Source organism: Pseudomonas sp. UBA5706, from assembly GCF_002419965.1.
In the GTDB taxonomy this organism is placed as follows: domain Bacteria; phylum Pseudomonadota; class Gammaproteobacteria; order Pseudomonadales; family Pseudomonadaceae; genus Aquipseudomonas.
The window spans coordinates 113108-127209 of record NZ_DIHC01000039.1 but is presented as its reverse complement, the minus strand read 5'-3'; the positions used below and the strand labels follow the sequence as shown (position 1 = coordinate 127209).

Genomic DNA, 14102 nt, shown 5'->3' with positions numbered 1-14102 from the left:
CGCCGGCAAGCCAGGCTCCTACGGCCTGCGGGCAGAATCAAAAGCAATCTGGTGTCAGCCTGTAAATCGCCCGCAGCCGGCACCTTCGGCGCAAGCCAGGCTCCTGCGGCCTGCGGGCAGAATCAAAAGCAATCTGGTGTCAGTCTGTAAATCGCCCGCAGCCGGCACCTTCGGCGCAAGCCAGGCTCCTGCGGCCTGCGGCCAGAATCAAAAGCAATCTAGTGTCAGCCTGTAAATCGCCCGCAGCCGGCACCTTCGGCGCAAGCCAGGCTCCTGCGGCCTGCGGCCAGAATCAAAAGCAATCTGGTGTCAGTCTGTAAATCGCCCGCAGCCGGCACCTTCGGCGCAAGCCAGGCTCCTACGGCCTGCGGCCAGAATCAAAAGCGATCTGGTGTCAGTCTGTAAATCGCCCGCAGCCGGCACCTTCGGCGCAAGCCAGGCTCCTGCGGCCTGCGGGCAGAATCAAAAGCAATCTGGTGTCAGCCTGTAAATCGCCCGTAGCCGGCACCTTCGGCGCAAGCCGATATCACTAGACCGCCGCTTTCTTCATATTCCGCCTTCGCGTACGCCCCACCTTGCCTTCGATGCTGTTCTGCAATTTCTTCCTCATCCCCAGCAAAAATGCTGCTTCAGCCACCACGAACAGCGGTCCGATGATCAGGCCTGACACGTCATCGACAAACGCCGGTTTGCGGCCTTCGTAATAATGGCCAATGAACTGGATGACCCAACCCGCCACGAACAGGCCGACGCCAGCGCCGAGCCAGACCAGCGTGCTCTGTTGCGCCAGGTGTGCACCCATCCACAGGAAAAACACCAGCACGATACCCATGGCAATGCCGAACGGTCTGTCCAGCCGCAGATAGAACAGGGTGGCCGCGACCGTCGCCAGCAATGCCGGCGACAGCCACAACTCGCCGAGCGACCAACTGCTCCAGCCGGGCCGCGACAACAGAATGGCTACAGCCAGGACGATCAATGGAATGCCGACGAAGTGGGTGACGATGTTTCGGGTGTCGCGGTGGTAGGCCGCGTACTGGCTGAGGTGATCGATGAGGCTTTTCATTGTTATTCCTCCCTTGTTGTGTGGATCATTGCGCTGTTTTTTGGGCCGAGCCTCGTAGTGGCTCAGCCTGCAATAAATTGCCAATAAGAAAAAGGAGATTCACGTGACGAATGGAACGCAATGGCGCTCGTGGTTGATCAACGATCACTGGTTCAACACGCTACCCGCCTCCCTGCAGGATAGCTTGCTGCTGGGTATGCGGCAGCGGCGGATCACCCCTGGCAAGTTGGTCTTCAAGCGTGGCGAGCCTGCATGCGGTCTTTACGCGCTGCTCGCAGGTTCCATTCGCTTCGGCGAGGTCAAGCAGCAGCGACACTGGCTTGCCCCGCAATCAGCCTCCACGCGGCCTTACTGGTTCGCAGAGGTGTCACTGTTCGACGACTGCCCGCGACGCCACGACGTTTACGCCGAGGATCAGGTCATCGTTTTGCAAATGCCCCAGGCTCCTCTGAATCAACTGCTGGAGCAAAATCCTCGACATTGGCGCTGGTTTTGCGAGTTGCTCGGTCGCAAGCTGGGAGTAGGTGTCCCGTCTCGCGATCAAGTGACCTCGCTGCCGACCGATGAGCGCGTGGCGTTTCGCCTGTTAATGCTGTGCGAAGGCTATGGCGAAATCGACCGTTCGATTCGCATCGTTTCGATCCACGAGCTGGCGTCGACACGCTGTCTGGGGCTGACCCCCGAAGTGGTCGATCGCGTCCTGGAGCAGTTCGCAAAGCGCGCAATCATTCGCCGCGATCACAACTTCATCAGCGTGCTGGACACCGACAAACTGCGTAAAGCCGCGTGTCATCGGCTGACGCAACTGAGCGCCTAAACGACATCAGCGCAGCATGCCATCCCGGTATTGGCTGGGCGTCATGCCGGTCCAGCGTTTGAAAGCGCGACTGAAGCTGCTGGTGTCGGCAAACCCGAGCAGATAGGCGATTTCGCTGATCGAACTGGCAGGGTCGCGCATGTGCTGAAGCGCCAGATTCTGCCGGCACTGATTGAGCAGCAGATCGTAGCTGCAGCCTTCATCGGCCAGGTGCCGTTGCAGGCTGCGCAGGCTCAGGTGCAAGTGTTGAGCGATACGCTGCGCCGAAGGTTCGCCCTCCGGCAACTGGATCTCGATAGCGCTGCGCACCTTGCGCTCCCAGGTTAAGGGGCTGAGCTTTTCCAGCGCTCGATCAAGAACCGTTTCGTTGTGCTCGGCCAGTTCCGGGTTGGCGTCGTCCAGATGGCTGTCGAAGTCGGCACAACCGAAGACCAGCAGGTTCTCCGCTGCGCCGAAATACAGTGGCGCACGAAACACGTCGTGCCAGGGTTTGGGATCGGCAGGCTGCGCACGTACCAGATGTACCGCGACCGGTGCGTAATGTCGTCCCAGGCGGTTGCGGCAGGTACGCACGTAAATCGCGGCGAAGGCGTCCATGGCTTCGTTGGCTGGCATCGGCCCACCCGCCGGCACGCGAAAACGAAATTCGTAATAATCGCCGACCCGTTTGAAGTCCAGGTCCAGAGCATCGCTGACCACCGGGTGATAACGCACGATGCGCTCGAACACCTCGCGCAGCGACCCACTGGCCACCAGCGCGTAGCCGAGCGCATGAAACGTCGTCGGGCTGACGAAGCGCGACACCCGCAAACCCAGCGCCGGATCGCCACTGGCCTCGACCGCCAGTTCCCACAGTCGTGTGGTGACGCTCACCGGATACCGCGCATTGGGGTCGTCCATCAACTGCGGATCCAGACCTGCAGCCCGACTTAGCGCCAGACTGTCGAGCCCAAGGGCGTCCAGTTGCTTGCGCAAGGCACGGGTCCAGCTGGCGAGAATGCTCGGCTCATCCATACAGATTGGCGCTTCCGGTCAACAGATTGGCGTCCACGGGCGGGCGGTTTAATACCCGGCAGGGCACAGTGGTCCCGGGGTTTGCTCATCATAAGACCGGGGAATGGAAGCATGCACGACACTTCTGCAAATGCAGCCGGAATGAATGCGCAGCAGCGCTCAGCGCATATTCGCTCGGTGGTTTTGGCCCGCGGCACCGCCCTGCGTCAACGCTATCCGGTTCTCGAGCATCAGGATGCGATAGGCGTCGGCATCCTGCTTTTTTCGTTTACCGGAATGATCGGCTGCGCAGCCTTGTACCTGGGCGGTTACCTGGCCTGGTGGGCGTGTTTGCTGCTGAACGCTTTCTTCGCCTCGCTCACCCACGAGCTGGAGCACGATCTGATCCACAGCATGTATTTCCGCAAACAGCGTGTGCCGCACAACCTGATGCTGGCGCTGGTGTGGATGGCGCGGCCCAGCACCATCAACCCCTGGATTCGTCGGCATCTGCACCTTAATCATCATAAGGTTTCGGGCACCGAAGCGGACCTGGAGGAGCGGGCCATCACCAACGGTGAGCCGTGGGGCCTCGTGCGGTTGCTGATGGTGGGCGACAACGTCATGTCTTCGCTGATCCGGATGCTGCGCGCGAAAACCCGGGCGCACAAGTTGAGCATCTTCAAGCGCACCTTGCGCGTTTATGCGCCGCTTGCGCTGCTCAATTGGAGCGCCTGGTACGTGTTTCTCGGTTTTCACGGCGCCAACGGCATTGCCCGTTTGATGGGTTCGGCGGTGGATTGGTCGGCCAATACCCTGGCGCTCATGCACGTGATCGACATTGCCGTGGTGGTGCTGATTGGGCCGAACGTGTTACGGACCTTTTGCCTGCACTTTGTCAGTTCGAATATGCATTACTACGGTGACGTCGAGCCGGGCAACATCATGCAGCAGACACAGGTGCTCAATCCTTGGTGGCTGTGGCCTATGCAGGCTTTCTGCTTCAATTTCGGCAGCACCCACGGCATCCATCATTTCGTGGTGAAAGAACCGTTTTATATCCGCCAGATGACTGCCCCGGTGGCGCACAAGGCCATGGCGCAAATGGGCGTGCGATTTAATGATCTCGGGACGTTCGGGCGGGCGAACCGGTTCGATAGGACGATCGGCGCCGATACAAGCAAAACGCCGGAGTCGGCACACCATTAGCCCGCTGACGCCTCAGGCTGGTCCGATGTCGACCGATGAATTTATCCGTCCATAAAAATTCTGTCACAACCCCCCCGTATGCTCAGCTCATCCCTGGCGAGCTGGGGACAGACAGCATGATTTTGCAGGGCTACTCCTTAAGGCAGGGGGTGGCCCTCTTTTTTTCAGCGCTATCGCCTGTGATTGCGGCATATGTATTTGAGCTATTAATAAATATCTTCTTATTCTTTTTCGAATATATGTCGCATCCCTATACTCGCCGTCATGAACGCAAAAAGTGCAGGAGGCGAAGGCCGTGCATAACGAATCGATCCGTTACCTGATCGTGCCAGGCTGGCAAGGATCTGCCCAAGACCATTGGCAAACTCATTGGCAGAACAGTCTGCCCAACAGCGTCCGCGTGGAACAGGCCGACTGGCTCAGACCTCGCCGCGAAGACTGGGTGGGCGAACTGCAGCGGGCCATTACCGCCGACAGCTCGCCGGTGATCCTGATCGCACACAGCCTGGGCTGCGTGACGGTCGCTCACTGGGCGCAATTGGCGCCACTGGACACCCTAAGGCAAGTGCGCGGTGCGTTGCTGGTGGCGCCAGCCGATGTCGAGCGGCCTAACTGCCCGCCAGCGATTCGCAACTTTGCGCCTATACCAGAACATCTGCTGCCATTTCCGGCACAGGTGGTCAGTTCCGATAACGACTGCGCCGTCAGCGCATTGCGTGCCATGGAAATGGCCCGCAATTGGGGGGCTGAAATTGGCATCCTCAGTGGCGCCGGTCACATTAACGTCAAATCCGGCCACCAACGCTGGGAGCAGGGTTTCGCCTACCTGTATCGCCTGCAAGGCCGTATCGAACAACTCACACGCCGCCGCGCATGAAGCCATGCTGCGTGGCCATGATCGTTTCGACTAATTCGCCGATCACCTTCTTTTTCGCCGCAGTGGACCGACAGGCGCTGCGGCCTTTTTTTTAACGCTCAGGCAATGATGGCTTGGGCGGGAGCCTGCCATGAGTCACTCCGTCAACCCGCAACCGCCGACCAACCAACCACTTCTGACCTTTCCCGACGCTGAAAAAAGCCCGCTGAGCATCCGCGCCAAGGCACTGGTGTTTTTCGATCCGCGCTCTCGACGCTTGCGCGAAGAAATGGAGCAACTGGCGCCACTGGAACTGCCTGTGCTGATACGCGGCGAACCGGGCACCGGTAAAGAGCTGCTGGCGCGGCATATTCATCGCGGCAGTGATCGCTCGGGACTTTTTGTTTCGGTGAACTGCGGCGCAATCAGCCCGACTTACGCCGACGCCGAATTGTTCGGCTATGCCGCAGGCGCCCACAGTGGTTCGGTCAGCAGTCGCGCCGGATGGTTCGGCTCTGCCACAGGCGGGACGCTTTACCTGGATGAGATCGCCGACTTGCCGATGTCGATCCAGATCAAGCTGCTGTCTGCGCTGGAAAATCACGAGGTGACCCGCGTCGGTGCCTCGCAGCCCAGCCCGGTGGACGTCCGATTGGTGGCTGCAACCAGTATCGATTTGAGCTTGGCAGTGGCTGCCGGGAAGTTTCACGAGCGCCTTTACCGCTATTTGAGCGAGGGGCGACTGGATTTGCCGGCGTTGCGTGAGCAGCCGGGTAATATTCTGCCGCTTGCCGAGTATTTCCTTGGCATCTACAGCCAGCGTCTGGATTTCGAAATGCCGTTAATCAGCGAGGCCGCGCAGAAGCTGCTTGAGGCGCACTACTGGCCGGGTAACACACGGGAGCTGGAAAACGTCATTCACTTTGCGTTGCTGGTCAGCAGCGGTGCGGAAGTCCTGCCTGAACACCTCAATCTGCCGCAACTCAATAGCCTGCGCCAGGGATAACTGCAAGACCGGTTGCCGCGTCAAGGGCTCCAGCGTGACGTCCTTCGCAGGCACCGCTGAGTGGCCGATCCAGGTCGCAGATACCCTCCTGAAACGATCATCTCCCAGTTAGCTCGAGACAGTCGGGTTGACTGTGGGAAAAGTCGCTATCGGTTCCACCCCTACATGTGATGCTGAAATATCGTACGCCTGAAGTTCACGCATCTGCCGTAATGCTGTGACGTGATCTGATTGTCTGTAAATAATTAATAGCGAGAGCGGCACTGTTCATTTCTTCATGTTGCTTGTGGGTGGACAACTTTTTGTTCTTGGATCAGTCTGGAATCCGAGGCGGCTAGTTCGATGCGGATAAGTCATCCTGATACAACTCTTCATCAGGTCGCCTTCGTTAAATTGAATATGGACACGCTGACAGGATGTCAGCGGCTAATAATGGAATATTGATATGAATAAGCTTTCTGTCGGCTTTGCCGCATCTCTGTTACTGACCATGAGCGTGGTCAATATCGCATCTGCTGACCCGCGAGCCGCGAAGCTGGGTAACATTACTCTGGTCGGCAAGAACCCGAATGACACCTGTTCGTTTCCCCTTGAAATAGGCAAAGCGTTTTCCCTGAAGGACCATGGAAAATCGCGGGGCTGCAAAAATGACAATTATTATTACTTTGCTATTACCGGTGGCAAGCCAGGCACACTGCTAGTGTTCATGGATGCGCCTAACTGCGGCTATTCGGAACCGACCTATCGGTATCGAATTGTCGGGGATGAAGGTGAAACCTTAAATATGAGCGGCAGTCGTAATCTCGCTCACGACGGTAGTAACGGCACATACCTTGAAGATCATCTGGAAACAGCGGGCAGTCCCAAAACCGGTCGACTGGGCGGGAAGTTGTCCTGTGTAGCGGCTTGGTAAGGCTGATCATCATTTGTTTTTAGAGGATATATTCATGAAATACGCCACATGGGAAACACTTCAAGTATTTGCGGTGACGTCCGCTACAGGCAGCACTGACATCTTCGCAAACGGGCGCCAGCAGACGCGGCTACGCATCAAGGTGCAGGCTATCGATATAAATGGCACCCCGGTGCCCTTGAGCGATGAAGAACTGGCCAGTCTGCAATTGATCGAACCCAACGGCAGGCCGGTCAAGCTGGACCCGCTTGATTACCATGAAAGAGCGCTGAACCCGCTGACGTTCGTGCGTAAGCAGTACGACCCGGAAGAATATGAAAGGGTCGCTTCAGGCAGTGTCGTGTTCAACCCGGCCAAGCACGACCTGCTGCAGTACAACAAAGCCCGAAAGCTCTTTAACGACGTGACCACTGTATGGTCTGGTGTGCGTAACACCGACTACGAGTTTTACCCACGTGCGTCGGCGGAGCGTTTACCTGAAGAGGACTACGGCAGCGACCGAGAGCACATTTACGTGGTCGATGTGTATGTGCGCACTATCAGTGATATTCAGGTGCGTCTGGCGGTACGGTTGACCCGCGATGATGGCCAGACATTTGATTCGCTTGCGTATCATAATGGCAGGCTGACCCTTCGGCCGGTGGTGCCGCCCACTTATGTTGCACGTGACTATGACTTTAAGCGCATCGCTATTTCGGGAGACGTTGAAAGCAAGCAGCACTTCGATACGCTGGACTATTACACCTTTGATCTTGTCTCCAATAACATTGCGTTGGAATTCCGCCACTTCGAGATGAAACCGTTGAGCATCCGGCGTGATGCCGTCGCTCCAATGGACCGAGGAAGTATTACAGGTTTCACTTATCCGGGTGATGATCACTTTAATTACGGGATGGCGCTAAAGCAGCTCCCGACCAGGCTTAACCCAGGTTACAAGAGGCCCGGCAAAGTATTCATCAACTTGGTGAGACGGCATAAGTTCGAATCCGCATCAGCACCCATTGTGTCTCCAGGTAATTCCCTTAGCTCGCTAATCAGTTCGGTGCTTGCCGCGCTGGCCTCCAAAACCGTCGGCGTTCGTCCTGTTATGGGGCCAGCCAATCCCGATCCGGTCGTAAGCGCAGGCCCGGCCACCATTCGGGCATTGGATATGTATGGCAACGATCATGTTGTACGTCTGCAGTTCCGCGGCAATGGCCGTAACTATCTAGAACTGGTTTAAACCGCCTAATAAAGGCGCCTGTTACCCAGGCGCCTTTTTTTTTCAAATGGTTGAGATGATCTATGAGCACTTCTCCATCGGCAGGAGGGAACTCCAATGCCTATAATTTTTTGAGTTTTTTGCAATCCGGAGTCGATCCGCGCACCGGTAGCTACAGCTGCCGGATCGCGCTTTCCGAACTCACCTCCAACCTCCTCAGCGGCCCGACCCTTCCGCTGGCATTGTCATTCGATCCCCTGATTCGCGCCAATTCCGGATTTGGCCGGGGCTGGTCGATAGGTATTTCCGGGTACAACGAATCCAGCCGCAAACTCAGCCTGTCCACGGGAGCCACCTACGAGGCGGTGTTGTCGCGCCAGGCATTCGTATTGCTGGACAATAAAGTCGATGACTTGAAAGCAACCCGGCGCGGCAACGAGCTGCTGATCGAACATAAAACCGGCATGCTGGAAGTCCTCAGGCAAGCCGGCGCCGGTTCTCGTGACTGGCTGATGTCGGCGCTCTACTCTCCACAGGGTCAGGCCCTGTACTTCAAATATGCGCTGCACGGCGGCACTCGTTACCTGTCCCAGATTCGCGATGAAACACGAGCACTGGTTGATATTCAGCTGGCGGGGTCATCGCCCACCATCACGCTATGGCCGGACAGCCCCGACAAGAAGCTCATCTTCGTGTTACTGCTGCAAAACGGCGTATTGACCACGATACGTGCCAATCCGGGCACACGCGACGTAATGGAATGGAAATTTGAATACCTAACCATTGACGGGTTGTTAATGATGTCCCGGCTGCAACACCCCACCGGTGGTCATGAAACGCTGAGCTATAGCCCTGCCGCGTTGAAGCTGCCGTCCAACGCGCCCGTCAGGGCCCTTCCCGCCGTGTCTGCGCACAGCGTCTTTCCTGGAGCCGATCAGCCGTCAATCCGGCGCGAATACAGTTACTCATCCAACAACTATCTGGGCTTCGGCTCGTCTGCTCCCTGGCGTGCAAGTGGCGACAATTTGTATCGATTACCCGGTAATTATGAGTACTGGACGACCGAAACGCTCATGCAGGGTACCGGCCAGAATCGCCGCGTGGTGCGCAGCATCAAGCGCACTTACAACCGCTTTCATCTTCAGGTCAGGGAGACTACGCAGCAGAACACCAAGGTGATCGACAAGAGAACCGAATACCACGGTTCGGCAGGTGTGGAGTTCGCCCGTCAATCGCCCAAATTCCAGCTGCCTCGACGTGAGCAGACCGACTATTACGACACGCGCGCGCCACGGGTAAAGCGCACCGAAGTCACCGTCAGCGAATTCGATGACTTCGCCAATCTGATCCGCAAGGTGCTGCCGTCTGGCGTGACGGAGCTGTATGAGTTTTATCCTGCGCAGGGTGCCGACGGATGCCCGGCGGATGATTTTGGCCGGCCGCGCTGGCTGCGCGAGAAGACTGTGATCCCGGCGGGCTCTGCGGTCGACACGCCGTCCTTGCTCAGTCGTTTTCGTTATACGCAGCTCCCGTCATCGCACAGCGTGCGTCCTCACTGGATTGCGGTGGCGCGGGAGTCGCTGTATGAGGGCAAAAATGCGCAACCCTTCAAGGTCATCGAGACGCAGTACGAAGAGAACAAAACCAGCCCCTTCCTTGGTAAGGTCATTCGTCGCACCGAGACCGTGCAGCAGGCCATGTCGACGCTGGATTATCGTTATCGCTTACAGGACGACGTACTGCGTACCGACATCTGGATGACCGGTCATGATCGCGTCAATAGCGCGCGAAGCATCTGGCAGCATGCCCTGACCGGCCAGGAGGTCAAAACCCTGGGGCTGACCGGGGTAGTTATAGAAATATCCTACGACCGGCTCGGGCGCATGACCTCGCAAGTGGTCGAACCCGGTACGCCCAATGAGGCGGCCAAGACGTTCGAGTACCAGCTGCCCACGACACGCGGTGGCGCGTCCCACATCGTCATGAACGATGCGGCAGGCGCGCAGACGCGTACCCGTTTCGATGGGCTTAATCGCGAGTTGCTGATCGAGCTTCAGGATCTGGACAGCCCTGGGACCCCTCTGCGCGCCGTTTATGCGGCGCGATACGACGGCGTTGGCCAGTTGGTTGAAGAGGTCCATACCGATTGGATCAAGGGCAAGCCGCACGCGGTGACAACCCAACACCAGTACGACGATTGGGGCAATCGCGTCAGCAGCATGGGGGCCGACGGCGTCAAGCGCCATGATGTCCAGGATCCCATCGAAATGACGCAGACCCAATGGCAGGAAGGCGCGGGCCGCACCATCACGCGCAAAAACCTGTTCGGCAAACCCGTGAGTGTCGAGCGCATCGACCAAAAGGGCATCGCGCGCGGCGTCACGCGCTATGCCTATGACGGCATGGGACGCTGTATCGAAAAAACCTCGCCTACGGGTGCGGTGACTCGATTTACCTACGATTTTGCCGACCGCCTGCTGACCACGCTGTTGCCGGACGGCACGCAGGTGAAAAAAGCTTACGTGGGCCACAGCACGGACGACCTGGCCACGCACATCTGGGTTGACGGCTATCTGGTCGGTCAGCGTGAGTTCGACAGCTTGCTGCGGGTGACGCGCTTGAACGTGGGGGGTCGCAGCGAGGTGTTCACGTTCGACGGCGCTCAGGCGCGGCCGGCTTCCCGCACAACGCCTGCAGGGGCTTTGCTGCAGTTCGATTACGAACCCTCACTGGAAAACCAGCTCACGCAACGCAAGGTCGCCGGAAATCAAAACCTGGCGGCGCGATTCCACTACGACGGTACGCATGGCGGTCTGGTTCAGGCTTCGGACCCAGGCAGCCAGCAGCAACTTCACTATTCCCCGAGCGGCAAATTGCTGCGAGAGGAACTGGTCGAAGGCGGCGCACGTTTTGAGGTACTTCATGAAACCTCGCTCAACGGGCTGCCTCTCACATACACCGATGCTGGCGGGCAGGCGCGAGTCATCCGTTACGATTCGTTTTGTCGCGTGTCGACCCTTGAACAGGGCGAGTTGCGCGTGTCGTTTACCTATGACGCACTGGGCCGACCTCAGCGGATGGTGACCCACGATCGGCAAACCCTGCGCAGCCTTGTGACAACCCTGTTTCATGATGATTTCGGACGTGAAATCCGGCGTGTGACGAGTGTTGAGGGCGGCCAGACTCAAGAGCTGGTCCAACACTTCGACGATAACGACAAACTGATTCGCCGCACGCTGAGCCAAGATAAGCAGGTTCTGCGAGACGAGCGGTTTAACTATGACCCTCGCGGTCGTTTGCAGCGCTACAGCTGTATAGGGCCTCAAACCCCTGTGGATGCGCGCGCAAGGGCGATTGTCAGCCAGCTCTATAAGTTCGACGCCCTGGACAATATCCGCGAACTGGCCACGGTCTTCGTCGGAGGCCAGGACATCGCGACCTACCACTACACCAACCCCGACCGCACTCAGCTGACGCGTGTGACGCACAGCCATCCCGATTACAAGGCCCTTGATGCCTCCTTCAGCTACAACAAGGATGGGCATCTGCTCAACGATGAACAGGGGCGAGGGTGGGTGTATGACGAACTGGGTCGTCTGGTCGAGGTCAAGCAATCGCCCGCTGCCGCGGCGACCAGCCTGATCCATTACCGTTACGACCCGCAGGACCGCCTGCTGGGGACCGACATCACCGGGCAAGCATCGACCACCCACTTTTATCAGGACGAGCGCCTCGTCACGCGGCTTCAGGGGGATGCGTGCGACAGTTACCTGCTGCATGACCAACACCTGCTTGCACAGGCCTGCCGCAAGGGAGCGAAGGTCGAGCACATCCTTCTGGGCACCGACCAGCAGCGCAGTGTCTTGCAAACGGTGACCCCTGAGGGGCAGCAGGCTCACGCCTATACCTCATACGGCCTTCGCCCGACCAGCGGCGGGCTTGGCAGTCTGTTGGGTTTCAATGGCGAGCTGCCGGACCCGGTGACGGGCTGTTACCTGCTGGGCAGCGGCTACCGGGCTTACAATCCGGTTTTGATGCGCTTTCACAGCCCGGACAACTTGAGCCCGTTTGGTGCAGGGGGCATTAACCCCTATGCGTACTGCCTGGGTGACCCGATCAACATGTCCGATCCAAGCGGGCATTTTTCGTGGAGAGCGGTTCTGGGCATTGTCATTGCCGTTGCATCCATTGCCATCACCGTCGTGACCTTGGGCACAGCGGCGCCGGCCACCGGGCCTGCAGCGGTGGGCGGTCTTTCGCTGTCAACCTCGGCAGCGCTCATCAATCTTGCGTCGAGCGCTGTGGGCATTGCCGCCACCGTTGTCCAGGAAGTGGAGCCACAATCGCAAGCCGGTGCGATTCTCGGCTATGTAAGCCTGGGGCTCGGAATCCTGGGTGGCGGGTTCGACAAGGCCGCTGGACGTACCGCGACCGAGGCCAGCAGCACGCTGGTACGACAGAACGCCATCAGGGTCAGCAATGGCCAGCCGCTGAAGAGCATATCCGGGCTGGCAAATCTGGGCGCCGGTGCCCGCAATACCGTACAGATCGAAGAACGCATCAGAATCGCCCAGCAAGTACTGGGCGCGTTCGAGCAGGCGGTCGATGGCGCGGAAAAGATCGAGGACTATGTCATTCCCTATCTGTTTCCTCCGCAGAAGGATCCCAACGCGCCATCGCAGGCGCAGACCTCCGTGCTGGAAAGTGTCCTGCGCGCAGGTGGCAAACATATTGCGAAGAAGGCTGTAGTAGAGGCCATTTCGCAATTCCTGGCGCCGGACCTGAAACGTGTGGAGCAGATACGTCGTTTGATTTAGGGAAGATTTCACGGTGGTAAACACCATCGTTACCGCTTCCTTAATAGCTAAATAGAATATTCGTTGGCTTAAAAATTATTGTCATGGAATAAAGATTCTCGGTAATGTCCGCATCACGCCGCTTCCCCTCCTACAAAGGGGGGCAGCGGCACTTCTGCTTATAGAAATCGCCCGCCAAGGCGACCGGAATTTTTCTAAGGACATCGAATGAAAAAGACGTTGCTGTTCACCGCACTGGCGGCTGCCCTCTCCCTCGGCGTTACTGCGGCCCAGGCTGCAGAGAAACTGGTTGTCGGCGCCACTGCCGTTCCGCACGCCGAGATTCTGGAGCTGATCAAGCCTGAGCTGGCCAAGGAAGGCGTGGATCTGGAAATCAAGGTTTTCACTGACTACGTGCAACCGAACGTGCAACTGAACGAGAAACGTCTGGATGCCAACTACTTTCAGACCAAGCCCTACCTGGATGGCTTCAACAAGGGCAAAGGCGCCAATCTGGTGACCGGCGTAGGCGTCCACGTGGAACCGTTCGGCGGCTATTCCAAGAAGTGGAAGTCCATCGATCAGTTGCCGGAAGGCGCGACCGTTGCCATTCCTAACGAAGGCAGCAACGCCGGTCGCGCACTGCTTCTGTTGCAGAAGAACGGCTTGATCACCCTGAAAGACCCGACCAATGCGTTGGCGACCCCGAAAGACATCGCCACCAACCCGAAAAAACTGAAATTCCGTGAGCTGGAATCGGCTTTGCTGCCGCGCGCGCTGGATCAAGTCGACCTGGACCTGATCAACACCAACTACGCGCTGGAAGCCAAGTTAAATCCGAAGAAAGACGCGCTGATCATCGAAGGTGCTGATTCGCCGTATGTGAACTTTCTGGTGACCCGTACCGACAACGCTCATACCGACGCGATCAACAAGCTGTCCAAGGCACTGACCAGCCAGGAAGTTAAAGACTTCATCAACAAGAAGTACGACGGCGCGGTATTGCCAGCGTTCTGATTGGACGGAGTATTGAGCGTGTTCCTGTAGCCGCGCGCCTGCCGGCGGTTGCGAGACGACCGCCGCCAGCACGGCGGACGGCTACAGGGGAGTCGCTCGGCGCGACAACCGGATCACTGCCCTATGTTTTTCACGCCGACGGCTTGTACATGCGTCGGCGTTTTTGCATGTGTGCCCAATGCGCGACGCAGGGCGATGAGCAATTTCACGTAGTCTTCGTGCGCCCTG

10 protein-coding genes and 1 pseudogene are annotated in these 14102 nt (G+C 58.0%); 9 read left to right on the top strand and 2 right to left on the bottom strand.

Annotation, left to right across the window (positions count from 1 at the left end):
• A partial coding sequence (locus B3I26_RS19485; protein WP_296260023.1) for a hypothetical protein occupies positions 1–235 on the top strand: 235 nt, incomplete at its 5' end.
• Between the two features lie 294 nt (positions 236–529).
• Here B3I26_RS19485 and B3I26_RS19480 read toward each other — a convergent pair.
• Positions 530–1066 carry a DUF962 domain-containing protein gene (locus B3I26_RS19480; RefSeq protein ID WP_296260020.1) on the bottom strand — a complete coding sequence of 179 codons (537 nt, stop codon included), beginning with the start codon at positions 1064–1066 and terminating at the stop codon, positions 530–532.
• Between the two features lie 103 nt (positions 1067–1169).
• Here B3I26_RS19480 and B3I26_RS19475 point away from each other — a divergent pair, with 103 nt between their 5' ends.
• Positions 1170–1883, top strand: coding sequence for a Crp/Fnr family transcriptional regulator (locus tag B3I26_RS19475; RefSeq protein ID WP_296260018.1), 714 nt, complete (start codon positions 1170–1172; stop codon positions 1881–1883).
• A 6-nt stretch (positions 1884–1889) separates the two neighbouring features.
• Here the strand turns inward: B3I26_RS19475 and B3I26_RS19470 are convergent, their stop codons facing one another.
• Positions 1890–2897: an AraC family transcriptional regulator gene (locus tag B3I26_RS19470; RefSeq protein ID WP_296260016.1), complete on the bottom strand. Its 1008-nt coding sequence runs from the start codon at positions 2895–2897 to the stop codon at positions 1890–1892.
• A gap of 111 nt (positions 2898–3008) precedes the next feature.
• Between B3I26_RS19470 and B3I26_RS19465 the strand changes: the two genes are divergently transcribed.
• The 7 genes and pseudogenes from B3I26_RS19465 to B3I26_RS19435 all read left to right on the top strand — a co-directional run bounded on the left by B3I26_RS19465 (position 3009) and on the right by B3I26_RS19435 (position 13874).
• Positions 3009–4085 (top strand): fatty acid desaturase, encoded by a 1077-nt coding sequence (locus B3I26_RS19465; RefSeq protein WP_296260015.1) that lies wholly within the window; start codon positions 3009–3011, stop codon positions 4083–4085.
• A 295-nt stretch (positions 4086–4380) separates the two neighbouring features.
• Complete coding sequence (locus B3I26_RS19460) at positions 4381–4962, top strand: alpha/beta hydrolase (protein WP_296260012.1); 582 nt, start codon at positions 4381–4383, stop codon at positions 4960–4962.
• Between the two features lie 130 nt (positions 4963–5092).
• Positions 5093–5926 (top strand): annotated as a pseudogene (locus B3I26_RS19455) (sigma 54-interacting transcriptional regulator); the annotation flags it as partial.
• A gap of 466 nt (positions 5927–6392) precedes the next feature.
• Positions 6393–6860 (top strand): hypothetical protein, encoded by a 468-nt coding sequence (locus tag B3I26_RS19450; protein WP_296260011.1) that lies wholly within the window; start codon positions 6393–6395, stop codon positions 6858–6860.
• Between the two features lie 34 nt (positions 6861–6894).
• Positions 6895–8082 (top strand): hypothetical protein, encoded by a 1188-nt coding sequence (locus tag B3I26_RS19445; RefSeq protein WP_296260009.1) that lies wholly within the window; start codon positions 6895–6897, stop codon positions 8080–8082.
• A 62-nt stretch (positions 8083–8144) separates the two neighbouring features.
• Positions 8145–12878: an RHS repeat-associated core domain-containing protein gene (locus B3I26_RS19440; RefSeq protein WP_296260007.1), complete on the top strand. Its 4734-nt coding sequence runs from the start codon at positions 8145–8147 to the stop codon at positions 12876–12878.
• Positions 12879–13085: 207 nt separating this feature from the next.
• Positions 13086–13874 carry a MetQ/NlpA family ABC transporter substrate-binding protein gene (locus tag B3I26_RS19435; protein ID WP_296260005.1) on the top strand — a complete coding sequence of 263 codons (789 nt, stop codon included), beginning with the start codon at positions 13086–13088 and terminating at the stop codon, positions 13872–13874.
• Positions 13875–14102: the final 228 nt, after the last annotated feature.

Bases quoted from the DNA above. Each gene is read 5' to 3' on its own strand.
- B3I26_RS19445 (WP_296260009.1), top strand. From the start codon at position 6,895: ATGAAATACGCCACATGGGAAACACTTCAAGTATTTGCGGTGACGTCC.
- B3I26_RS19440 (WP_296260007.1), top strand. From the start codon at position 8,145: ATGAGCACTTCTCCATCGGCAGGAGGGAACTCCAATGCCTATAATTTT.
- B3I26_RS19465 (WP_296260015.1), top strand. From the start codon at position 3,009: ATGCACGACACTTCTGCAAATGCAGCCGGAATGAATGCGCAGCAGCGC.
- B3I26_RS19470 (WP_296260016.1), bottom strand. From the start codon at position 2,897: ATGGATGAGCCGAGCATTCTCGCCAGCTGGACCCGTGCCTTGCGCAAG.
- B3I26_RS19450 (WP_296260011.1), top strand. From the start codon at position 6,393: ATGAATAAGCTTTCTGTCGGCTTTGCCGCATCTCTGTTACTGACCATG.
- B3I26_RS19480 (WP_296260020.1), bottom strand. From the start codon at position 1,066: ATGAAAAGCCTCATCGATCACCTCAGCCAGTACGCGGCCTACCACCGC.
- B3I26_RS19435 (WP_296260005.1), top strand. From the start codon at position 13,086: ATGAAAAAGACGTTGCTGTTCACCGCACTGGCGGCTGCCCTCTCCCTC.